The organism is Leptospira sanjuanensis, from assembly GCF_022267325.1.
GTDB lineage: Bacteria > Spirochaetota > Leptospiria > Leptospirales > Leptospiraceae > Leptospira > Leptospira sanjuanensis.
Window position 1 is genome coordinate 1464174 of sequence record NZ_JAIZBG010000001.1, and the last position, 23601, is coordinate 1487774.

Genomic DNA, 23601 nt, shown 5'->3' on the forward strand with positions numbered 1-23601 from the left:
GTCGCGAATTATAGGAGCGGTTTGTAGAATAAGCGGAATAGATCCTCGGATAAAAACGGCTCGAATGGTTCGGCCGTTTTTTTATTTCTGCGCCTTCTAAGCTTGTTTGTTTCGGAGAGGAATCATGTGAAAGACTCCGAAGACAAGAATCTGAAGAGCGTCTAACGCCGGGTTAGTCGATTTATGTTTGAAGGTGAGCCAGAAGTAAGCGATCTCCATCAAATGTACTGCGAGAGTTCCGAATCCGACCACCTTGATCAAAAAGTCCAGAGGTTCTCCCATTTGAATAAAACCGAATAGATCGGCTCCGAAGACGATCCAGAAGAATGCGGATACGATTTTTGCGGCTTGTAAGAGTGGGTTCATTAGCTTTGTTTTTCCTAAAAAAATTTCCGTTATTGAACCTTCCCGAATCGATCAGTCAAGGAAAAAAGAGGACAATCGATTGACTTGTTCTTTGCGAACGGAAAAATGAAGACATGCTTCCTTGTTGTCATCATATTCTTTCCTCCAACCGAGCCGCTTCGGATCATTCTCCCTTTCCTTGGAAGAATCCGAAAAATCTTCCTCCGCTCAGGGACGACGATTCTCCCGCTCACCTCCCTTTGATGGAGAAATACGGACTTCCGTTTATCATAGACATTCATTCGCATTTCTTTCCCGAATACGTGATGAAGCGAATTTGGAAATGGTTCGACGGAGTTCATTGGGAGATCGCGTATCGTGAAAATGAAACGCAAAGAATTGCTACCTTAAAGAAAAATAAAATTCATCGTTTTACGACTCTCAACTACGCGCACAAGGAAAGAATGGCGGAAGGTCTGAACCGCTGGACCTTCGAAACGCATCAACATACGAAAGGTGCGATTCTTTTCGGAACTTTTTTTCCGGAAGAAGGTTGTCTGGAATATACGAAACGCGCCGTGGAGGAATACGGCTTTCGGGGTTTTAAACTTCATTGCGAAGTGGGGCGGCTGGATCTGACGAGGTCCGATCTTGCGGACACGTTTTTATATCTTGAATCGAAAGGAATTCCTCTCGTGATTCATTCGGGGGACGCTCCGCTTCCGGGAGTTTATACGAATATTCGATATTTTAAATCCTTTATCGAACGTTATCCGAAACTGAAGGTGGTCGTCGCACATATGGGTGCCTCGGAAGTTTGGGAATATGCGGAGCTTCTCGGAATTTTTCCCGAGCTTCGTTTGGATACTACGATGGTTTTTGTGGATTTTTTGGCGACTGGTGAAAAGACGGATCCGTATCTCGAAATTCTCGAACGGTATCCGGATCGGGTTCATTTCGGTTCCGATTTTCCGAACATTCCGTATGCGCTCAGTCATCCGATCTGCAATTTATTGAATTCTTCCTTGAGCGCCGAGACCAAACGAAAGATCTTTCTGGAAAACAGCGCCCGCCTTTTCGGGATTCCGATTTAATCCGAAGTCCTAAATCGACGTTTTTCTTGTATGTGAATTCGGAACTTCGGCGCTCGTTCGGCGTAAGGAAAAAACTTGCCAACGAGGGTTCGATCTCTATTCTTTCTATATGCGCGGCATTTTTACGGTAAGTTTCGGACTCGTTTTAGCGGGAATCCTCACGGCCGATTGCGGAAAAAAGAATCCGGTGTCGCAGTCCGCTTCCGCGGAAGTTTATAAAAAAGTCGCGGAGGCTTATTGTTCGCAGATGAGCCGTTGTAAAGAGCCGTATCTCGCTTCTCTTGAAGGCAAACTGAGAAAGGAAGCGGCTTTAACTTATCCGGATAACGCGCAGTGTTACAGCGATTTCAATTACGACTATGATAAGTCGGAGCCGATCGTATTAAAAAAACTCAGCGATAATCTGAAATTGGAAGCGGAGCTTTGTATCAAAAGCGTGGAACGCGCCGATTGCGGTTCGATCGTAACCTATCAAATTCCTGAATGTGTGGAATACAACACGTTCCTCGAAACGATTTCCTCCCCGTCCGCCAAGTAACCCTCGTTCTTTCCATCGCGAAGCGCCGCGCGTCATAAAAATGAGTGTGCGGATTTCGAAAGGAAGAATTCTTATCTTGCTTCGACCTCGATCTTTTCGTCCTTTTCTTCCTCCGTTAAAACGGGGCTTTCCAGTTTATCCAAAAGGCTTTGAAGTAAAAAGAAATACGCATTGACCTTGCCGGCGATTTCTTTTCCGTAAAGCTGCGTGTATGTGTTGATGAGAGATTGATTCTCTTCCGTGTTTTTAGAATAAGAATTCTCCGCCAATCCTTCCCAGAGAGTTTCCCCCTTGGCACAATGAATCACTTTCGCAAGGGCGCTCAGTTCCACCTTGTCGCCGTTTTCCTTCTCTCGGATTTTCAACTGGAAGATTCCCTGAACCTTCTTATCGGAAGCTCCGCAAACGGCGTTACCGGAACGATACGGATAGATGATAAATTCCTTATGGTGAGAAAGGTAGTTTTCCGCGATTTTGGAAGCGAGTTTTTTTTCGGAAACCCCGGCCTCGCTTTCCACGGGAACGGCAACGGCCAGTCTTTTGAAGGTGGTCAATTCCTTTTCCCAGACCGGAGCGGCCTTGACGTATTTTACGGTGCAATTCGCAATCGTAAGGGAAACTAAAACGAGTATAAAAGAATATCGTAACATTCTAATGGGTTCCTTTTTTCTTTTTCGGAGAGGCTTTTTTGGTCTCGGCGGTTTTAGTCGTTTTCTTCTTGGCCGCTTTTTTGGAAGAAGCGGGCTCCGAAGCCGTCGACTTCGAAGCAAACGCACCTTCCGTAGTCGAAGAAGAATCGGATTCTTCTTCGACGAAGCCGATCGGTTTGGATTCTTCTTCCTCTTCTTTGCGGGAACGATATACGATTTCCAAAACCGCTGGAACGAGGCTCAATGCGATGATTAAAGAAGATGCGATCCCGATGGAAGCTACGACTCCGATCGACTTCAAACCTTTCTGATCGGCGATCAAAAGGGAACTCCATCCGACAAGAGTGGTTAACGTGGAAGCGATGATTGCCGGTCCCACCATCGACATGGCGCGGACAACGTCGTGATCCTCTCGGAATCGATAGTAGATATAGATTCCGTTTTGGATTCCGTAGCCGACGATCACGGGAAACACGAGAACGTTCATAAAGTTCAGCTGAATTCGGAACGCGGCCATGATTCCGAGCGTCACGAAAATTCCGAGGACAAGAGGAATGAGTGAGATCAGCGCCGGAACGATTCCTCGGAAGAATAGGATCAACACGATCACGACCAAGACCAATGTGATGAGGAAGGCGGCGACTCCTTCTCTTTGAACGATCTTGATCAGATTCGCGAATAGGATCAAACTTCCCGCAGTGTTCGAAACGTATTGATGCGATCTTGCTTGTTCCAAAGACGAAAACGGTCTTGTTTTTAAGATAAAGGAAATCGTCCCTTCCAAAAGTCCGAGGTCTTTGAATTGATCGGCCGAATACGTGTTCAAGGCTTTTACGATGAGACGTTCTTCTCCCGAGTTCCATTTGTCTTTGACCGGATCGGTTGCGGAGTTTCCGTTTTCATTGTAGAGAAGGGTGTTTAAGACTCTTCTGGACAATTTCGGATAATGCAATTCTCCCACTGCGTCAAAAAACTTCAGAAGTTTTTGTCCGTGCCAAAGCGCCACCTTCGGATAGATGAATACGAGATGTCCTTTTTCTTTGGAACCTTTTACTTCCTTAAACTGAGAACTGAAGTAAACTGGAACTGCGGAAACGTCGTATTCCTTTACGCTCAGATATTTTTTTACGACCGGAAGATACTTTCTTTGTTCCGGTTTTAAGAATCCCGCTTTGACCGGTTTCATATCCGTTTGCAGTTGTTTCAGAACCTTCAGGTTCGCTCTTTGTTGTCCTTTCGGTGGAACGAAGTTCCAAAGAGAAACCACTTGATCCACCGAACCCGCGATTTCGTCCGGAACCGGAGTCATATAATCGAATACGGCTTCGGATTCTTCCAATGTATCGACCACGATGACTTGCGGATCGGAACTGATATCGAATCGATCTCCGATCTCGTCGTAGAGATTGACGGAATCCAGGTTGTCCACCATCAGATCCCGTCCGTTATAATTGAACTGGATTCCGGGCGCGAAACTGAAGAATGAAATCACCACGACGAACACAAGGACGACTAACGTCAAAAGGCCGGGTTTTTTGTAAAAACGGTAGAGAAGCGGAGAAGTTGTCTGCTCTTTTGCGGATAACAAAAACTTGCTTTTAAGCGACGGAAACAAACGGAACAACAGCGTGATCTGAAGCGCGGTCACTCCATACATGGAAACCGCGATGATCAAAATTCCGTAGGTCGCGATGATCCCGAATTCGCTGAATCCTCGAAATTCGGAGAACGCAAGAACGACGAACGCAGACGTGGTCGTCAAGGCGGAAATAAACGAAGCGATCCCCGTGTGATAGATCGTATCCTTGATCGAACGGAGCATGTCCTGTTTACGGGTGAATTCTTCGCGGAAACGATATAAGAATTGGATTCCGTAGTCGATCCCGAGTCCCATCAGGATCGAAGCGATGATGCTCGTAACCGAGTTGAGTTGACCGATTACGATCGTAGTCAATCCGAAAGAGAACAGGATTCCCGAAAGAAGAGAAACGAGTAGAATCAGAATAAAAAGAGGATTTCTAAAAAAGAACAAAAGAAGAATCGCGATTCCGATTAAGGATGCGACTGCGATCGGCTTCAACGCAGCCATCAGCGTTTCGTAGTCGTCGAGGTGAAGACGATACGTTCCCGTATAACCGACTTGAATTCCTTTTTTGTCCAGCGCGAGTTCCGTTACGATTTCCTTGATTTTTTTATCGAGCGCGATGTTGAACTCGATGTTCGTGAACGAACCGGCCGGTTTGATCAGAAAGATCAGCATTCCCTTATCGGGAGAAATATTATATTCGTCGAATATATCTCTTTTTGCAAGTTTTTGATACTTGGCGAGGATATCGTTGAAGTCCGGGTTATATTCCTCGTCGCTCAGTTTGATGAAGAACGGATTCGCTTTTTCGACTTCTTCGTCGATCTTGCGTTTGACCCGTTTGCGCACTTCGACTAAGTCTTCCGTTTTTAGGAAGAGGGGAAGTCTATCCTGCAAAAACGAAACGTTATAACGATAGGAAATGTATTGAACGTAATCCTTTTCTTTCAGAAGTCTTTCGTTTAAGACGTCCGAAGCTTTCTTGATCGCGTTCTCCCGCTCTTTGTAATAGGAAACGTTTTTTTGTTTTATCGTTTCGGCTTCTTTCAGCTCTTTCTCGGCGATCTCCGGCTGCCCTTTTTTTTTGGCGGCAAAGGCTTTGACGAGATGTTCCGTCATTCCCTTTTCGTCTTTGAACTTGATGCTGAGAATGTAGAATCCGTTCCCGCCGATCATCTCGATCACTTTCTGCGTCTTGACGACGGAAGGGTTGTCCTTCGGAAGAAGATCGAGGTTGTTGCTGTTTACCGTGAGTTTGGAGGCCTGCCATAGGGACAAAAGAAGAAACACGGCGAGGACGCTGCACGAGCGGATCGGGTTTAAAAGAATCGAATCTGTGACTCTGGAAAGAAGTTGTCTCATTTCGCTTTAATTCTTTGCTTCTTTTTTGATCAGAGCGATTGTTTGTTTCATTCCGTTCTTTTTGAGGGAAGGTTCCACCGATTTAACTCGGTTCGTTTCGGAAGCGTATTTGCCTTCGTTTAAGAAGTCGGTGACGAACCAGGTTCCCTCGATCTTCATCAGAATCCAGGAGAAGGTGATTCTTTCGGAACCGTTCCAGATGATGGAGGAAGCGAGAGTCGCGTTGTCTCCTTTGATCACCGGTTTTTCGTAGTTGATGTCGATCTTATCGAAGTATTTATGAGCGATCGGAAAACTGCGGTGAATGATGAATTCTTGGATCGCGTCTTCGAATTCTTTTCGGTCGGCATCCGCGATTTTACCGGAAGATTTTAAAAGCTGGTTTGTGAACTGCTTAACGTTGATGATCGCGATCGCCTTATCGTTCTTTTTATAGCGGATAAAACCGATGAGCTTTTTAACCGTGGAAGTAATTTGTTCTTCGTCGGAAGGGGTTTCTTCGGTCGGAGCCGCGTTTTCCGTTGTGGGAGGAGTCGGATTCGTTTCCGTCGTCTGCGCGAAAAGAAAAGACGGAGTTACCAAAGATAAAAGAAAAAGAATGGAAATAATTTTTTTCACAACACGTACCTGTTGTTATAGTTTGGGGAACCAAAGCGAATACCGTTCGGATATTGTCGGAACCTTCCTACAGCATTCCGAATCTGTAGGGGGACGTCAACGGAATTAAATCGGCGGGTTGCGGAGGTTTGCGTCTTTCTATAATCTGGGTCGGATTGAATTTTTTTATTTTTTCAAATCCTCGTAATCCGGAAGAAATACCTTTAGATCTCCCTTAGAATTCAGATTCAGATTACCGAGAGAAAGTTGAACGAGCAAATTCTTCATATGAAAGTCGAGAAGGTCCGAAGGATCCTGATCGATCAGAAGCAGACTCGTGTTTTTGAGAGAAACGGAACCGACTCGAATTTCTCCGCCGGAAATCCGGATCTGATTCGGAGTTCCCGGTTGAAACTCCAGATTCGGAAGAGGAGGAATATTGTTCGTATCGAAACGAACCAAGATCCGATCGGGCAAAAGAGAAATTTTACTGATGGTTCCTTGGATTCTCGGAGGAGGCAAAAGAAGAAAGGATTGAATGCGAAAACTTTTATCCACGATTTCCAAACCTCTTCCTTTCGGAATGGGAAGCAGTTCCTTCAGTCCCACACCGAGGCTCGATAAAAGATCTCCCGCACCCGGAATTCCGGCCGCGTTCATCCGTTCCGATTTTAAAATCAGCATCGAACTGTTCGGTACGAGTTCCAGATCGCAGATCATTTCCACGTCCACCCAGAAAACGAGTTTATATTCTCCCAAAATTCGGATCTTGCGTTTGCCGTCCTTTTCGATCGTGGATAGTTTCAAATTTCGTAATGGAAAGTCCGGAAAAGACTTTACATTTTCATTGAATAGAAATTCCAAAACGGAGATCTCGAATTCGGTGTCTCCTTGAAACAGATTGAGATGAAAGGAATCCGGATCGTTGAAATTCACGGGAGAATTCTTCCGGTTGGAGGAAGCCTGAACGGTGAGACGGTTGACCGTGAAATAGATCTTATCTTCCAGACGGAACTTGACGTTTTTGAGTTTGAGATACGCGTCCGAAGACTCGGGACCGACGCGTTCCGAGTTTGCCTGCGCAGACATCGACGCGTTTGCCAACAGAAGAATCGAGACAAGGATCGGCAGGTTCCGAAAAAATCGCATGGACGAATTCTCGTCGACGCTCTCGAAATGAAAACCTTTTAATCGACGGGGAACGGCGGGCCGGTTTAAATTCTGCGTCGAAAAAAGTAGGTCCGTTTAAAGAACGATTTTGCCGGAACGAATGTACGGACCTAAGTCTTCCGGTTCGTCCACGTCGCCGAGTTTGGGAAGAATCCAAACGTTCTTTCGTAAAAGTTGCAATTTTTCTAATGTACCTGCGAACACTCGATCGGTGCTCCAAGGAACTTCGCGAAAGATTTCCGGAAGATATGACTTAAGTCCTAAGAGATAATATCCTCCGTCCAAGGCCGGACCGAGCACCACGTCGGACTGATCGAGAGCCGAGAACGCTTCGCGGATATGTTTGGTTTCGAGGTCGGGGCAATCGCTTCCGATGATGACCGCTTTTTGGGCTCCTTGCGAGAACGTTTCGGAAAACGCATTGGACATTCTAAAACCCAAATCCTCCCCCGATTGCAGGTGGGCGCTGACTTGATTTCCCCATTTACCGGATAAAAATTCGGGAATCGAATCGAAATACAATCGAACGGGAAGGTCTAAACCCGCGACTTGCTTTTGTGTGATTTCGACGAGCTGTTCGTAGACGTTCAGCGCGGCTTCGTTTCCGAGTCCCGCGGCCAGCCTCGTTTTCACTTGGCCGATTCTGGGGTTTTTTAAAAAAAGAATGAGAGTTTCTTTGTTATCCATGCGTATGTGCGGTTTTAAGCCTCTTATAAAGAGAAACCGAATGCCTTATAATTAGTAAGGAATGGTGTTCCCAATCGAATGAGAATCCTGATTGACCAGAGTTTTCCTTCCTATAGTTTATAAGAATCCGATTTCTTAAAATGGGATTCTGAACGGCGCAGACTTGTCGTAGATGTAAATTCGAGTAAGGGAATCGGCTGTAAAGAGAAATTCGATCGAGTTGAAAAAACCGATTCGATTGGATGTTGAAACTAGTAAAGCCTCAGTCATGAGGGAGGAAGTTTATGAAAATTTTTCGCAATATTCTTTCCGCCGGAATTCTTGCGATCGTCCTCTTCAGCGCTCTTTTGATCGGAGCCTGTAAGAAGAAGGAAAACAACGACGATACCAACAACGCAATTCTTCTTTGGTTGGCGACTCAACCCTATGTGGAACAGAGTAAGACCGGCTTTTTTATCATCGTTCCGAAAGGAATCGCTCAATGAGGAAAATCAAAATGAAGAAGTCATGGATTCTTTTCGCATTTGCGATTCTCGTTTTTTTAGGTTTAGGACTTAGCTTCCGCAGCGACCGAGTTCCTTTTTTCGTGAGAGAGGATTCTCCGAAACCCTTTCCCGTTCGTTTGGAATTGCTTGAACCGCTTCGTGCAAGCGCGGACAGTTGGGGATTTGTGCGCCAGTCGGCAACCTGGGCCCGCGGAAACTCTTTGTTTATGGACGATTTGATCTTTGCGATCCGCAGAGTTTTCCCCGCAGGAACGACCGCGAACATCACTCTCGCAAATCAAAACTTCAACGGAAATTTATACACGCTTCGTTTGAAATTGAATTCCGGAAACGTTTCGTATCAACCGTCCACTCTTTCCGCTCCGGCTTCTTATACGAACTTTTTCGAACTTCGTTCTTCCTCCGATAACCAGCCTGCGTTGCAGTTTTTCTTTGACGATGATCCGAGGTCGGCTTCCGGAGACGGTGCGGTTCTTTTGTATCAGTTGAGCAGACTCGATCCGAGTCGTTGGGCCGGTGCTACCGCGTTGATTGAAAGTTATGTGGTTCAACCCGTGATCACCGGATTTCCGAATCAAGGTTTGATCCAGACGTATTCTTGGAAAGGACCGTTGGGTTCGGATTCTCTCGGCCAAGACGTGGATACGGGAAGAGTCATCTTAGAAGAGATGGACAACCGCACCGTGTTTTGTTTCAAGTCGGTCGTGAGTTTCAACGGGACTACGAATCTTGTTCCGATCAACTCACAAACAGCTTTGCTGGGATATTCGGCCAATCAAGGACTTTGTCCGGGAGCCGGAAGAGAATACTACAAACTTGCCTATAGTCAAAAACTGGACGGAAGTTTGAACGTAACCGCAAAGGGCGGTTTGGAACAAGCCGCGATCACGGCCGGACAAGCGATCACTTGTAATACGACCGTAAATGCGTTCGTAAACTTTACGCCGACATACGGTCTGTTCAACTTCAACGGTTTTATTTCCGAAGGCGTTGCCGCGAGTGCGATTCCTGCGGACTTTATCCAAGCGACTCGCGTGGACGGATTGTATGACCGAGTTGGAACCGTCGGAAAGTCCGCGGCAACAACAAGCCCTGCCGGTTCGAGTTGGGATACTCTGACGAAGGCGTATATCGACGCGATTACGATCTCTTTCGCAACCGTTCCTTGATGTCGTAAATGCGTTCGATGTAAATTCGAATGTGTTGTCGAATGAGAATTTTGCGATCGCAGCGTCTTTTCGATTCCGAAAACAGGTTCGGAGTTTCGTAAACCGCATAAGACAAAATCTTCCTTTAAAAGCCTCCGAGTTTCGGAGGCTTTTTTGTGCTTTCAACATTCTCCCGTGCCGCTGAAATCGAAGAATGGAATTTCGTTTTTTGACGTTTCAAGAAGCCATCCGCTCCGGCTTTACGGAAACGGACTTCGAACTCGACGTATGGCCGACGTTTTTAAACCAAGATCCGATCGGAAACAAATATTATTCTTTTATTATAAAAGAATTTGCTCATCTGCACTGTATCGCTTTTACGCAGGAGAATCGAGTCGTGGGGACGGGAAAGATTCTCCCGTTCGAATGGGACGGAACTCCGGAAGGACTTCCGAAAGGATGGGACGCCGCGATCGTAAAGAGCGTAAGCGATTGGAAGGAAAAGAAGGTTTGTAATGCGGTCAGCGCCTGGTCGATCGAAATCGCGAAGGACTTTCGGGGAGGAGGATTGTCTCATCTCATTCTCGCGCAGCTTAAAGAGAACGCGGGCGCGCAGGGAATCTCTCGGTTGTTCGCTTGCGTTCGACCCAATCAAAAAGAGAAGTTTCCCTTTCTATCGATGGAAGAATATCTCGAACGAAAACGGGAGGACGGTGTTAGCGAAGATCCTTGGGTCCGAGTGCATGAAAAGGCCGGAGGTAAAAAGATTCGAATCGAACCCAACTCGATGCACATTCAGGGAACGATCGCGGATTGGGAAATTTGGACGGGGATGAAATTTCCGGAATCGGGTAGATTTGCGATTCCGGGCGGTTTGGTCCCGGTCGTCATCGACCGGGAAAGAAATTTAGGAGAATATACGGAACCGAACGTATGGTTCCGTCATGATATTTAAGCGGTTCTTCGGAGAATTTCCTGAACGGGATTGATTTCCTGGACGGAAGCGAAGAAACTTCTGTAGCTCAAAAACCAAACCGAGGAAATCACGCTGAGAGCCAAGGTTCCCAAAGTCACGTTCATTTCTCCCGAAAGTGCGTAAGCGCCCGCAACTAAAACCGCCAAACGCAGAGGTTCCGTAAAAAGAGCCCAACGTTTTCTTTCCAGAATTCCGCCTAACGTAAGCAGGGATAGAAGGGTGACTGCGCTGATAACGCTGATACTGAACATGGAAAGTGAGTTCACTTTAACGAGCATTCCGAACGCGAGCGCCACGGTAATTACGAACCAAACAAGAGAGTAAAGACTCATACCTTTCGGAATTTGAACATCATATTTGTGGAATGTTTTTGTCGAAACTTCGGGGACCGGATATTGTCCTCCGAGTTCCTGCGGTCTCCAGCCTGGCATGGCAAAGAATACTTTGATCTTATCGGACCAACGGGGACAACGCCACGCGAGTTCGATCATTTCCCACCAATAGTGAAGGTTCGCCCAGATCGGATTGAAACTTTGCAGAGGTTTTACGGTTCCGTAAACCGGTTCTTCGGTTTCGGGTTCGAAGGTTCCGAACCATTTGTCGAACACGATCAGGGTTCCGCCGTGATTCTTATCGATGTATTTCGGGTTGATTCCGTGGTGAACTCTATGGTGAGAAGGTGTGTTGAAGATCGCTTCGAACCAGCGGGGAAGTTTGCCGATCGCTTTCGTATGAATCCAGAATTGATAGATCAGGTTGAGCTGACCGTTCAAAATCATTACGATCGGAGAAAAACCGATCAATGCAAGCGGAAGATAAAAGACCCATGTGAAGATACTGTGAAAACTCGCCTGACGAAGAGCGACGGTGAGATTGTATTCTTCGCTTTGATGATGAACGACATGTCCTGCCCAAAGGAAATTGATCTCGTGACTGAGGCGATGAGTCCAGTAATACGCCAAATCGTAACCGATAAAACAAAGAATCCAAACGCCTACGACGAGAATCCAAGCCCAGGTTAAAGAGCTTAGCCCCAGGGTTCCTGCAGGAACGATGGAAAGAGCTTCGCTCGGCCAAGAAGGGAGATTGAAAATTCGAAACTTCTCATAGATTAAAATATAAGCGAACATGGTAACGGTTTTTTTAAAAACACCCACCACTTCGCTCGCGGTTCCCGCAGAGAGATCGTTGATCGAATCGTTCAACCGATAGAGTTTACGTTTGTGATACGCGGAAAAAGCCATTTCCAGGAAGATCAGCAAAAAGAAAAAGGGAATTGCGATCGTGACGAGATTGATTTCCATAGAGCCGCCCAAATAAGTTCTGGTTTTAGTTTATTCTTCGAATTCTTCCTTGGTCAATTCAAAAACAAAAACGCCGTTCAGAAAGGGATTTTTTCATTACAAACGTTATGAAATAAGCGAATTCGAAATCAGAATGTCGTATAACAAAACGCGAATTCCATTTTTCAAGGTTATGGAATTTGAACGATTGTTCGAGCCGGAGGAATGAAAATTACGAAAAAGGAAACGAGCCGAATCTTTAAGCGTGATCCCGTAAACGGGAATAGATCCATTGGTCCAAAAAGGTTCCGTTTTTAAACACGGCTTCCTTGCTCGTTCCGTCCAACACGAATCCGTTTTTTTCCAAAGCTCTGGCGGAGGCCGGTCGGTTTGAGAAAACCTCCGCGTAGATTCGGTGCAATCCGTGTTCCGTATATGCAATATTTAGAATATATGAGATTGCTTGAGTAACGATTCCCCGGTTCCAGAACGTTTCGCCGATCCAATAGCCGATTTCCCCGTTAAACCGATAGACGTCGTCCTTAAAAATCAAAGTGATGATCCCGATCGCATTCTCCTCGAATACGATCGCAAACGTCCTGGATCGGGAATCCCTCAAACAAGCTCGAATAAAATCGAGGGCGTCCGATAGTTGATACGGAAAGGGGAATGCTCCGCGTAAACCTAAGAATACGTTTTCCGAATTCGCGTGAACGGCAAGAGAAGACGCGTGTGATTCGGAGATCGGTTCCAATCGAAGATTCATCTGATTCATAAGGGACGATCAAAGGGGAAAAACTCCAAAAGAAAGTAAGATAAAAACGTTTCAAAGTCAATTCACTTCTACGGAAGACGTTTTGGAAATTTCTGTCATCACTTGACGAATTCTTCCGTTTTGCGAAAATCTGGTCTTTATGGCGGCTAAGAAAAAGAACTGGCTTCTTTACGGAGCAAACGGCTACACGGGAGAATTGATCGCAAGAAAGGCGGTGGAACGCGGACAAGCGCCGATTCTCGCCGGAAGAAACGAAGCGAAGATCCGCCTTCTCGCCGAAGAATTGAATTTACCGTTTCGAATCTTTACGCTCGATACTGCGGAAGAAATTCAAAGTCAAATCTCCGATTGTTTCTTGGTCTTACACTGCGCGGGTCCTTTTATCGAGACAGCGGTTCCGATGGCGAACGCTTGTATCGAGTCGGGTGTTCACTATCTGGACATCACGGGAGAAATTCCCGTTTACGAAAAACTTCATTCTCTATCTTCCAAAGCGCTTGCGAAAAAAGTAATGCTTCTTCCCGGAGTCGGATTCGACATCGTTCCCACCGATTGCCTTGCAGTGATGTTGAAGGAAAAGCTTCCTAAGGCTCATTTTTTGGAACTCGGTTTTTCCGGGTTTACGGACATTTCAAGGGGAACTCTAAAGAGCGCACTCGCACAACTTCCGTACGGAAGTAAGGTGAGAAGAAACGGAAAGATCGAAACGATTCCTCAGTTGAGTCTGAAAAAGGTCGTGGAGATCAGCGGAAGTTACGCGGAATTTTTTGCGATTCCCTGGGGAGACGTTTTTACGGCGTTTGTTTCAACAGGAATTCCGAATATTACGGTTTACTCATCTTTACCCGCTTCTCAAGCGAAGATTTTGAAACTGCTGCAGCCGACCACGTTCTTTTTAAAAAATTCGTTGATTCTGAAAGGAATGCAGAAGCTCGTCGAAGTGACCGTAAGCGGTCCGGGGGATGAAAAGAGAAAAAAAGGCTCCGTTCTTTTATGGGGTGAGGCTTGGACCGAGGCCAGTTCGAAAAAGGTTTCGATCCGGATGCGTTGTGCGGAAGGTTACGAATTTACCGTAGAGTCCGCGTTGGCCGCCGTTGCCAAGGTGGAAAAAGGGAGGGTTCAATCGGGCTTTACGACTCCCGCCCAAGCGTTCGGCTCCAAGTTCGTTTTAGAAATTCCCGGAACGAAAATCCTCGCCTAATGACGCATAGGCGGAAGTCCGGTAGTTTGCGGTTTTAGAAGCGCAAGGATAAAAATAGAAATTTCTTGAGGTTTACGAGTGGGTTATAATCCGCACGGAAATCGTGTTCTGATTTTCTTTTTCGGGGAAGAAGAACGGTCGTATGCGATTTCACTTCTCTTTCGTTTCCGCATTGCCGGAAAAACGATCGAGTTCCGTTAAAAATCGATTCGCATTTTCTTCCGAGTCGAAGCCGGTTCGATCGAGCAAAAAGTAGACGACCGAATAAACCCGTGCCTTTAGAAAAACATAATGTTTTTTGCGGATGATTTTTATGACGTCTTTCGGTTGTAAACGAAGTTCTCCTTTGTCGTCCACGATTGAAAGTTCGTTTTCATCGATTCGAACCGTTCCCTGCAAATCCTCGAACCGGATTCGTTTTAAAAATAAAAACGGCCTAAGAATATGATAGAATCCTAAAATACCAAAAAAGAATGCAAAGCTCAGTCGATAGAGCGATTCCTCCAAAAGGCCGTATTCCAGTATTGGAATGAGAAGCAGAATCGGTCCGGTGAATCTTCTTTGAAACCAAAGTATCGGCCGGTTGTAATATCCGAAGAGATAATTTTTCTTTTGTTGCTGTTTGGTGAGAGAGTATGTGAATTCCATAGGCGGTTCTTTTAGGAACAACAGAAATCGCTTCTGTTTTGTACTTATTTTACGATCATTCGGACCTTTTCCGAAAGATCGCTGCTTTCGGCGTACGAAGTTTCGGTGAAATCACCGCTTCGTTTTTCCTGTTCGTATAATTAAAAGAAGAATCTGAATTCTTCCGAAATCAAGAACAAGCAGACTTTCTATCGTCTGCCTGTTCCTTTGATTTTCCTACATAAAGATCTTTTGAAGTCAGCACAAGACCCCGGATGGTTCGATCATCCTGCGTAAATTCGATCAATAGATTGCGGAGCCGAACTCATTTGTATTGGAAGCGGCCCCTCCGATTCCTCCGAACAAACCGGAACCCAAGATTACGCTATCCGCGCTTGCGGGGTTGTTCGTAATCGGAGCTACCCCGCCCGTGGAGTGATAGATTCGAACCGCCTCCGATCCGTTTATCAGTAAATCGGGAAGCCCGTCTCCATTCACATCGCTGGTTCCGATCGGTATTCCGGGACCGTTGAGCATGGAATTGATTCCATAGAGCCCCCCCGTCACCATCGTGACATCTGCCATCGTAGTGTCCCGGGTCGCCCCGCCAACGGCTGGGGTCAAATATACGTACACAGTATTCGGACCCATGAATGCGGATGCTGTCATGACATCCGCCCTTCCGTCCAAATCCATGTCACGAACTGCAAGTGTGAGTCCCAAGAATTGTCCATTGATTCCGTTCATTCCTGTAAATGCGCGGATGGCGCCTCCCAATGTTAAAGGAGTTCCGATTCCTCCGGCTCCCGCCGAATAATATGCGACGATCCGCCCTTGCTGGTTTACGTTCGGATTTCCTACTTGAATGAAGAAAGGGGCTCCTGCTATGACATCGTTGAAACCGTCCAGATTCATATCACCCACCGCAACGGAATATCCGAGTTGTGCGGCTCCACCGGGAACTCCAACTGCTGCCGGCGCGTTTCCGGTGTTATTCGTTATCGTATGAATCGTCGCGGTCAATCCTGCCGCTGCTCCGTAATAAACGTAGACTCTTCCCCAATCGATCCCGCCGCCTGCATACCCGGCATTGAAAATATATCCGGGGGCTCCGACCACGAGATCGTCTTCATTGCCTCCGTTAATATTTCCCGTTGCAAGGGAATATCCAAACCGTTCGCTCGCGGCTCCACCCGTTCTGAAAGAGGAGGCTCCACCTCCGCCAGCAGTTACGGTTGCAGCCGTAATTCCCGCTGCACCGGCGGAATGAAATACATAGACTCTTCCTCTGGATCCATTGTAGCTCGGTGCCCCTACGATCAAATCCGTATAACCGTCTCCGTTGATGTCGCCTGTCGCTAATGCGCTTCCAAATTCATCGGTGGTTCCATTGGTTCCCGTCAACGTACTGTTGGCAAAGGCCGCAAAGGAAGTAGTGATACCCGCCGTTCCGGAAGAATAGAAGAGATAAACCCGGCCGTTGTTGGTTCCCGCGCTTTGGAATCTTGGAGATCCGATCGCTACGTCCGCATAACCGTCCCCGTTAAAATCTCCCATCGTTGCGGTTTTTCCGAAAAAGGACGCCGCGGTTCCAATGATGATTTTGCTCGCGAACTGAGCATTGGGGATCGTGATTCCGGCTGCTCCCGAAGAATGGAAGATGAAGACTAGTCCCTGTCCGTATTCCGGCGCTACTAAATCGGTAAACCCATCTCCGTTGATGTCCTTATTGGTTCCTTTTCTTACTGTGACTACGGGAGAGATCGTCACGTTATTGGAAGCGTCCGTCGCTCTTACTTGGATCGTGTGCTGGGAAAAGGATTTCCAAGTGGCTGCTCCGGCAGGGAGTGGAAACTTCCAGTTGTTTGTTCCGGTTGCTAACGCATACGGCCCACTATCCAGGGAAACTTCTACGGTTGCAATCGCTCCACCATCGGTTGCGGTGCCGGAGACAAAGCCGCTTTCCAAAACGGTATTGTTTCTTGCGTTTCCGATCACAAGTCCCGGAGCTGTGACGTCTAATGCGGCTCCGGTCGTAAAGTTCCAGTTAAACGCCGCCCCGATCGCATTTCCCGCAAGGTCTTTTGCGGCTACGGTGATCGTCGCGGTATGATTCGTTCCCGCAGGGAGAAATGCAGTCGGTGAAAAGGTTGCTGTCGTGCCTGAGCAGCTGACCGTTCCTACGACCGCCGCACCGTTATTTAAAGTAAACGAAGCGGTATTGAGCGTTGTACAGTCCATAGTCTCACTAAAAGAAACGGAAATATTCGCGTTCGTTGCGACTCCGGTGCTTCCGTTTGCAGGAGCAATCAGAGAGACGGTCGGTGCAGTCGTATCCGGCGCGACACCTGTCGTGAACGTCCAGGAATACGCGACCGCTAAAGAATTTCCTGCCACATCTTTGACAGCAGTCGAAACTGTCGCCGTATAGGTCGTAGAAAATGCTAAGGTTGGGGTTGGGTCGAACGTAGCAACGGTTCCGGAACAACCAACTGTACCGGCGATCCCGCTTCCGTCACTCAATGTGATATTTGCGGTTGTAATCGTTGCACAATCGATCGCTTCACTGAACGCGATGCTCAGTGAACTGTTCACCGGAACGGCCGTTCCACCCACGATCGGGTTGACAAAGGAAACCGTGGGAGCCGTCGTATCCGGCGCTAAGCCCGTCGTAAATGTCCAGGTATACAAAGCGGGAATCGAATTTCCCGCAAGGTCTTTGACCGTGGTCGTAAGGGAAGCCGTATAAGTCGTGTTATATGCGAGTGCCGGCGTAGGGTCGAAGGTCGCCGATGTTCCTGCACAAGAAACCGTTCCGGGAACGGCGACGCCACCATTTAAGGTAAAACTTGCGGTGGTAATCGTAGCGCAGTTCATCGGTTCGCTGAAAACCGCACTTACGTTCGTATTGATTCCCACGCCTGTGAGAGCGTTTGCCGGAGTGACAAAGGAAACCGTCGGAGCTGTGGAATCAGGAGCAGCGCTGGTGCTAAAGGTCCAGGTATACGGTACGGTGAGAGAATTTCCTGCTACGTCTTTGACCGCAGTCGCAATCGTTGCAGTGTAATTCGTTCCGTAGGCAAGTGCTACCGTCGGAGTAAACGTTGCCGCGGTTCCGGAACAACCGACGGTTCCTGCGATCGCACTTCCGTCACTCAACGTGATGTTTGCAGTTGTGATCGTAGCACAATCGATCGCTTCACTGAACGCGATGCTGAGAGAGCTGTTTACCGGAACGGCGGTGGCTGCGTTAGACGGACTGACAAAAGAAACGGTGGGAGCCGTAGTATCCGGCGCTAAGCCCGTCGTAAATGTCCAGGTATACAAAGCAGGAATCGAATTTCCCGCAAGGTCCTTTGCGGTTGTAGTGATCGAAGCCGTGTATGTTGTGTTAAATGCCAATGCGGCGGTAGGATCAAAGGTCGCCGATGTTCCTGCACACGAAACAGTTCCCGGAACTGCGGCTCCTCCATTCAACGTAAAACTTGCGGTGGTAATCGTAGCGCAGTTCATCGGTTCGCTGAAAACGGCGCTGACATTTGTATTGATTCCCACGCCCGTGAGAGCGTTTGCCGGAATGACTAAAGAAACCGTCGGAGCTATCGAATCCGGTGCAACACCCGTACTAAAACTCCAAGTGAACGGAGCGGCGAGAGGGTTTCCAGCAAGATCCTTTACCCCTGTTGAAATCGTCGCCGTGTAAGTCGTAGCATAGGCCAGGGGTAACGTTGGAGTGAAGGTTGTCGCCGAACCGATACAACCGACCGTTCCGACCACTGCAGTAAATCCATCCGTAAGAGTGATGTTCGCTGTTGTGAACGTTGCGCAGTCTATCGGCTCGTCAAACGCGATACTCAAAGACCCGTTCACGGAAAAATTGTTGGAAGTATTTGCCGGGTTAATAAAGGAGACGTTCGGAGCGGTTACATCCGGAGCGGCTCCCGTCATAAAATTCCAGGCATATATCGAGGTTAACGGGTTGCCCGCCAAATCTCTGGCGCCTGTCGTAATTCTTGCCGTATAAGCCGTGTTTGGTGCAAGAGCGGCAGCCGGTGCAAAGGTTGCGGAAGTTCCTCCGCAGGTAACGGTCCCCGCCACGGCCCCTCCGTCATCCACTAAAAACGTGGTCGTGTCGATCGTGGTACAGTCCACATTTTCGCTGAAGGCAACGCTAACGGAAGAATTGTTTGGAACCGCCGAATTTCCGTTGTTCGGAGTCGTTAAGGAAACCGCAGGGGCGATTACATCGACGGTCGCAGCGGTTGTAAAATTCCAGATCATATCTTCTTTGAGAGAAATTCCCGTGGAGGATCTAATTTCCTTTGCAATAGTTACGGTATAGGTTGTTGAGGAAGAAAGAGCGGAATTCGGAGTAAGAACTGCCGTTGTATTGTTTAGTGTCAAGCTAGCGGGGATCAAAGTAGTCGCTTGTTTGATAAAAAAAGTAGAAGTTGTTACGCTGGAAGAATCGAATGCTTCACTGAACGTAACCTGAACGGCCGTATTCATAGGAATATCGCTCACGCCCGAGCCGGGAGTGATTTGAGAAACGCTGAATGAATTTCCTTTTCCGCCCAGATCTAAATACGCGAGAAAAGGAAGGCTATTTTTGCTTCCGTTGACGCAATTCGCGTTCCAGACCAAAAGTAGAACCAGCAGAATGGTTTTTGTAATTCTTTGCATAGTAACCTCCAACGAAATCCGGGCCTCTTTCTCTTTTGGCGCCGGCGCTCATCGGAAAGATTAACATAAATCAGTATCCTCGGTCATTTTAGGTTATAATCTGAATTATAAACTTTGAAGGCCAAAGTACGCATTTGTTTGCTTCTCAAATTCTTGTCAAATTCACTAATATGAACACTTTATTATGAAAAAATATTTTTACGTACATCGGTTTAGTTGCAGGAAAAAAGCAGGAAGCAAATTCCATCATAAAAATTCTGAAGAATCTTATTCATTTTATAACAAGAAAGCATGACTAACGATGCTTAAAAATGTGTGCTCAGATTTCGAACAAAATGAATCCTAAAAAGAAGATTTGCTTACCTAAAATTGAATATTATGGTTTGTTAATTGTTTGATGATAATACTTTTCATGTATTTTCGTTTTCTTTGTGTAAGGATAAGAAAAAAACCAAAGTCGATTTTTTTTTGAAACAAATTCAGTACAAAAAAAATTTTTCACTCCGAGGAAAACCTTGGAGTGAAAGCAAAAAGTCGTTTCTGTAAAATTTTCAAGAGTCATCAGGCTTGTGGGAACTCCTACATGCTGGAAAAAACGCAGGATGAATTCTTTGCAAGTATTCTCTGCCTTGTGGGAACTCCTCTCCGGCAGTTAGAAGACGGTGCTTCCGATTCCTCCTCCAGGAACGGCGTTGATGATTGTGGAGGCGAAAGCCGGATTATTTGTCCCCAATCCTGCACCAGTAGTGTGAAAGATATGGGTCCCTGTCCCTTGTCCATTACCAATAAAGAGATCCATATATCCGTCTCCGTTTACGTCTCCGGCGGAAATTTGGCAGGTAGGATTGGTTGCGAGGCTACCAAGTCCAAAGCCGAGTCCGCCGATCAGGGATTGCGCTGCGTTCGAAGTGTCGAGAGTCCCTCCTATCCCGCCGACACTTGGGGTCATAAATACATGTACCGTTCCGTTGCCGCCGTTATTGGCAGAGGAAACTATATCTGCTCTTCCATCCCCATTCAAATCCTTCACGAGAATAGACATTCCGAATAAGTCTCCCATGTTGACCCCGGAAATGTAAAGAGGGACCCCATTTGGACTTGTCGTAGTCGTTACCCCTGTCGCTCCGTTGGAAGTAAATACGAAGATTCTACCTATATTTGCGTTTTTTCCAACTGCTGCGACGACTACATCGGCGTTTCCATCCCCGTTGATGTCTCCAGAGGCAACCAACATGCCGAATTTGTCCAGATTGGCGGCTCCTGTTGTATTCGTGAGGGTTGAAGTTGGTGCCTCTGCAATACCCGTCGTAGATCCGTGATAGATGAAAACTCTTCCTCTTGCTGTGAAGTAATTATAAGCTCCGATGACTACATCGTCGTAGGCGTCTCCATTGATGTTTCCTGTTGCTAAAGAATTTCCTAAATAATCGGTGAACGCCGCGTTTCCAATTACGCTACTCGCGGCCGTCGTGGTGTCGGTGGCGGTAATTCCAGTTGCGCCCGCTGAATGGAAGATATAAACCCTTCCGCCGCTCGCCCCGTTGTTACTGGGGGCCCCGACGACCAGATCCGAAAAGCCGTCTCCATTGATGTCTCCTGTCGAAAGGCTTGCACCAAATATATCGTTTGGTGCTGCGCCTAGGATTTGTGTCGCTGCAAATGCGGAAAACGAAGTAGTGATTCCTGCAATTCCGGAAGAATAAAAGACATACGCCGCGCCTCTGAACGCTGCACCGGCACTATAATTAGGCGCGCCTACGACCAGATCTGCATAGCCGTCCGCATTGATATCCCCTAAAGCCAAAGCCTTTCCGAACTGATCGGCTGCTCCGCCGAAAATATAACGGTTTGCGGAAGAGGAGGTCGTTGTTGTGATTCCCGCGGCTCCGGCGGAATGAAAGATGTAAACCAAACCCTCGCTGTAGCTAGATGCTACCATATCTCCGTATCCATCACCGTTTACGTCCTTATTGGTTCCTTTTCGAATGTTGGAAACCGCTACCGGGATTGAATAATTTCCGGCTACGTCTTTACTGCGAACGAGGATATCGTGAAGAGAATTGGTCTTCCAAGTATTGTTTCCGGTTGGTAGTTGATAACTCCAGTTCGTGGTTCCATTGGCCGTTGCATACGATCCGCCTGCATTGAAGGAGATTTCGACACTCGCAACCGCTCTATCGTCCGCCGCGGTTCCGATAATAAAGCCGCTTTCCAGAACCGATTTGTCTCGCACGTTGCGGATCGTAACAGTCGGCTGAATTATATCCGGACCTAACCCTGTCGTAAAATTCCAGCTATAAGGGGCTCCTATTGAATTTCCCTGCACATCCTGCACGGCCGCGATCGTTGCGGTATAGTTCGTACCTGCAAGAAGAGGAGTTCCTGCGTTCGGAACATAGGTTGCCGTTGAACCGGCGCAGTTTATAATTCCGGTAATTCCGTTGTTTATCGTAAAATTCAAACTTCCGCATTGAATCGTTTCACTAAAGGAAACCGTAATATTCGAATTTGTCGGTATGCCGGTCGAGGCCGAGATCGGACTTACTAAGGAAACGGTAGGAAGTGTTACGTCCGGAGCGGAGCCCGTCGTAAATGTCCAAGTTTGCGGCGGGATCGCATTGTCGAAAAGATCGGTGACTGCGCCGGTGATATTCACTCTGAACATCGTATTGAACGGCAAGGGAAAGTTTGGAGCGATCGGAGTAAAGGAAACCGTATTTCCGTTGCAGTTGATGTTGATCATAAGCGGAACGCCCGGTGCGGCTGCGTCTTCGAGGGTGAGGCCTCCTAGAATACTTCCGCAATTCAAGACTTCGTTGAAGGCAATGTTCACTCCTGTATTTGTGGGAACTCCTAAGGCTCCATTCGCGGGTGTGGCAAAGGCGATTGTAGGAGGTGTAACATCCGGTCCGGGGCCGGTCGTAAAATTCCAGCTTGCAACCGGCGTTAACGGAAGATTTGCCGTATTGTCTAAAGCGCCTGCGTTTACTTCTACCGTGTATTGGGTGTTCGTCGCAAAGTTAGGATTTGCGAGAGGGTCGAGCGTCCATGTTGCTGAAGTTCCGAAACAATTTACGCTCCCGACAAGATAAACTCCGGTTGCAGTATTTTTAACGCGAAAAGAAGCCGCGTTCACCGAAGGACAAGACATCAGTTCGCTAAACACGACTGTCGGACTTACATTGATTCCGACTCCGGTCGCGTTTGCAGTAGGAACTTGGAAGGTGACGGTAGGCGGTGTAACATCGGCGGCTGGACCGGTGGTAAAGGTCCAAGTCTCGGCGGCAACCGGATTGTTGTTCAAATCTGTGACACCGGAAAGCGATACCGTATAAACGGTATTTGGTGAAAGCGGAACAAGCGGGGTAATGGAGGCGGTCGTATTGGAGCAGGAGGGATTTACATTGATCGTTCCCGGAACAAATATATTGTCATCCAGCGTGATATTGCCTATAACGGTGGCGCAGCTGATCGACTCGCTGAACGCGATCGTTACGGAAGTATTCAAAGGAATCCCCTGTGTTCCGGCGCTTGGGTTTCTAAAGGAAACCGTAGGTGCAATCAAATCCGGTCCGGCTCCCGTAGTGAACGTTCAGTTATATGCGTTCGGAAGAGAGTTGTTCGCTAAATCCTTTACCGTTCCGGCTAAATCGACCCTATAAGTAGTATTGAACGCAAGTGCAAGCGTAGGGGTAAACGTAGCAGTTGAACCTAAGCAGTTCACCGTGCCCGGTTCGTCAGCATTGGTAGCGTTATTTTTGAGAGTAAATACGACGTTATCGATCGTTGTACAATTGATGGATTCCGTGAATGCAATTTGAACGGAAGAATTACTCGGAATCAGGTTCGCCCCCACCGATGGAGTCGTTAAGGAAACGGCGGGCGCCACAGCGTCCACGGTTGCAGCGGTGGTAAAATTCCAGATCAAATCCTCTTTGAGAGAAATCCCCGCCGCGGATTGAATTCCTTGGGAAACGGTAACCGTATACGTGGTTGTAGCGGCAAGGGAAGAATTCGGCATGAGAACCGCCGTAGTATCGTTTGTCGTGATCGTTGCAGGAATCGAAACGTTTCCTTGTTTTATAAAGAACGTGGAAGAAAGAACCATTGAACCGTCGAGCGGAGCGTTGAAGGTCACCTGAACGGAGCTATTCAAGGGAATACCATTCACACCTGAACCTGGAGTAATCTGCGAAACCGCAAACGAATTCGTTTCTCTTCCCAGATTCAAATACGCGAGAAATGGAAATTTGGTTTTATCTCCGTTCACGCAATTGACGCACCAAATCAAAAAGAGAATCAACACGATCGTTTTTACCGTTCTTATCATAATTATCCCCAATCGACCTCGATCTTTTTACGTAAAGATCGGAA

Annotated in this window: 16 protein-coding genes and 1 pseudogene; 6 read left to right on the forward strand and 11 right to left on the reverse strand. The window is 47.3% G+C overall.

Features of this window, described 5'->3' with window-relative positions; translation table 11 throughout:
- Positions 1-96 precede the first annotated feature (96 nt).
- Positions 97-366, reverse strand: a complete 270-nt coding sequence (locus LFX25_RS06645; RefSeq protein ID WP_135573288.1) for a DUF1145 domain-containing protein — start codon at positions 364-366, stop codon at positions 97-99.
- Positions 367-479: 113 nt separating this feature from the next.
- Here LFX25_RS06645 and LFX25_RS06650 point away from each other — a divergent pair, with 113 nt between their 5' ends.
- Together LFX25_RS06650 and LFX25_RS06655 are read left to right on the forward strand one after the other, a co-directional pair.
- Positions 480-1439 (forward strand): amidohydrolase family protein, encoded by a 960-nt coding sequence (locus tag LFX25_RS06650; RefSeq protein WP_238729521.1) that lies wholly within the window; start codon positions 480-482, stop codon positions 1437-1439.
- Positions 1440-1548: 109 nt separating this feature from the next.
- The gene (locus tag LFX25_RS06655; RefSeq protein ID WP_238729522.1) at positions 1549-1977 is read left to right on the forward strand and encodes an LA_2478/LA_2722/LA_4182 family protein; all 429 of its coding nucleotides are present in this window, start codon (positions 1549-1551) and stop codon (positions 1975-1977) included.
- 71 nt (positions 1978-2048) lie between these two features.
- Here the strand turns inward: LFX25_RS06655 and LFX25_RS06660 are convergent, their stop codons facing one another.
- From LFX25_RS06660 to LFX25_RS06680, 5 genes are all read right to left on the reverse strand, one after another.
- Complete coding sequence (locus LFX25_RS06660) at positions 2049-2627, reverse strand: MXAN_6521/LA_1396 family lipoprotein (RefSeq protein ID WP_238729523.1); 579 nt, start codon at positions 2625-2627, stop codon at positions 2049-2051.
- A 1-nt stretch (position 2628) separates the two neighbouring features.
- Positions 2629-5574, reverse strand: coding sequence for an efflux RND transporter permease subunit (locus LFX25_RS06665; RefSeq protein WP_238729524.1), 2946 nt, complete (start codon positions 5572-5574; stop codon positions 2629-2631).
- 6 nt (positions 5575-5580) lie between these two features.
- Positions 5581-6192 carry a toluene tolerance protein gene (locus LFX25_RS06670; RefSeq protein WP_238729525.1) on the reverse strand — a complete coding sequence of 204 codons (612 nt, stop codon included), beginning with the start codon at positions 6190-6192 and terminating at the stop codon, positions 5581-5583.
- Between the two features lie 165 nt (positions 6193-6357).
- Positions 6358-7320, reverse strand: a complete 963-nt coding sequence (locus LFX25_RS06675) for a hypothetical protein (protein ID WP_238729526.1) — start codon at positions 7318-7320, stop codon at positions 6358-6360.
- Between the two features lie 96 nt (positions 7321-7416).
- Complete coding sequence (locus tag LFX25_RS06680; RefSeq protein WP_238729527.1) at positions 7417-8028, reverse strand: TIGR04282 family arsenosugar biosynthesis glycosyltransferase; 612 nt, start codon at positions 8026-8028, stop codon at positions 7417-7419.
- A 284-nt stretch (positions 8029-8312) separates the two neighbouring features.
- Between LFX25_RS06680 and LFX25_RS06685 the strand changes: the two genes are divergently transcribed.
- The 3 genes from LFX25_RS06685 (at position 8313) to LFX25_RS06695 (ending at position 10637) form a co-directional block, all read left to right on the forward strand.
- Positions 8313-8513: an LIC12338 family lipoprotein gene (locus tag LFX25_RS06685; RefSeq protein WP_238729528.1), complete on the forward strand. Its 201-nt coding sequence runs from the start codon at positions 8313-8315 to the stop codon at positions 8511-8513.
- A gap of 11 nt (positions 8514-8524) precedes the next feature.
- Entirely contained in the window at positions 8525-9703 is a 1179-nt protein-coding gene (locus LFX25_RS06690; protein ID WP_238729529.1) for an LIC_12337 family protein, read from the forward strand.
- Between the two features lie 193 nt (positions 9704-9896).
- Positions 9897-10637: a GNAT family N-acetyltransferase gene (locus LFX25_RS06695; RefSeq protein WP_238729530.1), complete on the forward strand. Its 741-nt coding sequence runs from the start codon at positions 9897-9899 to the stop codon at positions 10635-10637.
- Here the strand turns inward: LFX25_RS06695 and LFX25_RS06700 are convergent.
- Together LFX25_RS06700 and LFX25_RS06705 are read right to left on the reverse strand one after the other, a co-directional pair.
- Entirely contained in the window at positions 10634-11962 is a 1329-nt protein-coding gene (locus LFX25_RS06700) for a sterol desaturase family protein (protein ID WP_238729531.1), read from the reverse strand. The two genes, LFX25_RS06695 and LFX25_RS06700, sit on opposite strands and share 4 nt — an antisense overlap.
- A 238-nt stretch (positions 11963-12200) precedes the next feature.
- Entirely contained in the window at positions 12201-12716 is a 516-nt protein-coding gene (locus LFX25_RS06705) for a GNAT family N-acetyltransferase (protein WP_238729532.1), read from the reverse strand.
- A gap of 139 nt (positions 12717-12855) precedes the next feature.
- Here LFX25_RS06705 and LFX25_RS06710 point away from each other — a divergent pair, with 139 nt between their 5' ends.
- A complete protein-coding gene (locus LFX25_RS06710) occupies positions 12856-13917 on the forward strand; it encodes a saccharopine dehydrogenase family protein (RefSeq protein ID WP_238729533.1) in 1062 nt (353 codons plus the stop codon).
- A 150-nt stretch (positions 13918-14067) separates the two neighbouring features.
- Here LFX25_RS06710 and LFX25_RS06715 read toward each other — a convergent pair whose 3' ends face one another.
- The 3 genes and pseudogenes from LFX25_RS06715 to LFX25_RS06725 form a co-directional block, all read right to left on the reverse strand.
- The gene (locus LFX25_RS06715) at positions 14068-14565 is read right to left on the reverse strand and encodes a hypothetical protein (RefSeq protein WP_238729534.1); all 498 of its coding nucleotides are present in this window, start codon (positions 14563-14565) and stop codon (positions 14068-14070) included.
- A 282-nt stretch (positions 14566-14847) separates the two neighbouring features.
- A complete protein-coding gene (locus tag LFX25_RS06720) occupies positions 14848-19227 on the reverse strand; it encodes an Ig-like domain-containing protein (protein ID WP_238729535.1) in 4380 nt (1459 codons plus the stop codon).
- Positions 19228-19879: 652 nt separating this feature from the next.
- A pseudogene (locus tag LFX25_RS06725) lies at positions 19880-23557 on the reverse strand (Ig-like domain-containing protein).
- Between the last annotated feature and the right edge of the window lie 44 nt (positions 23558-23601).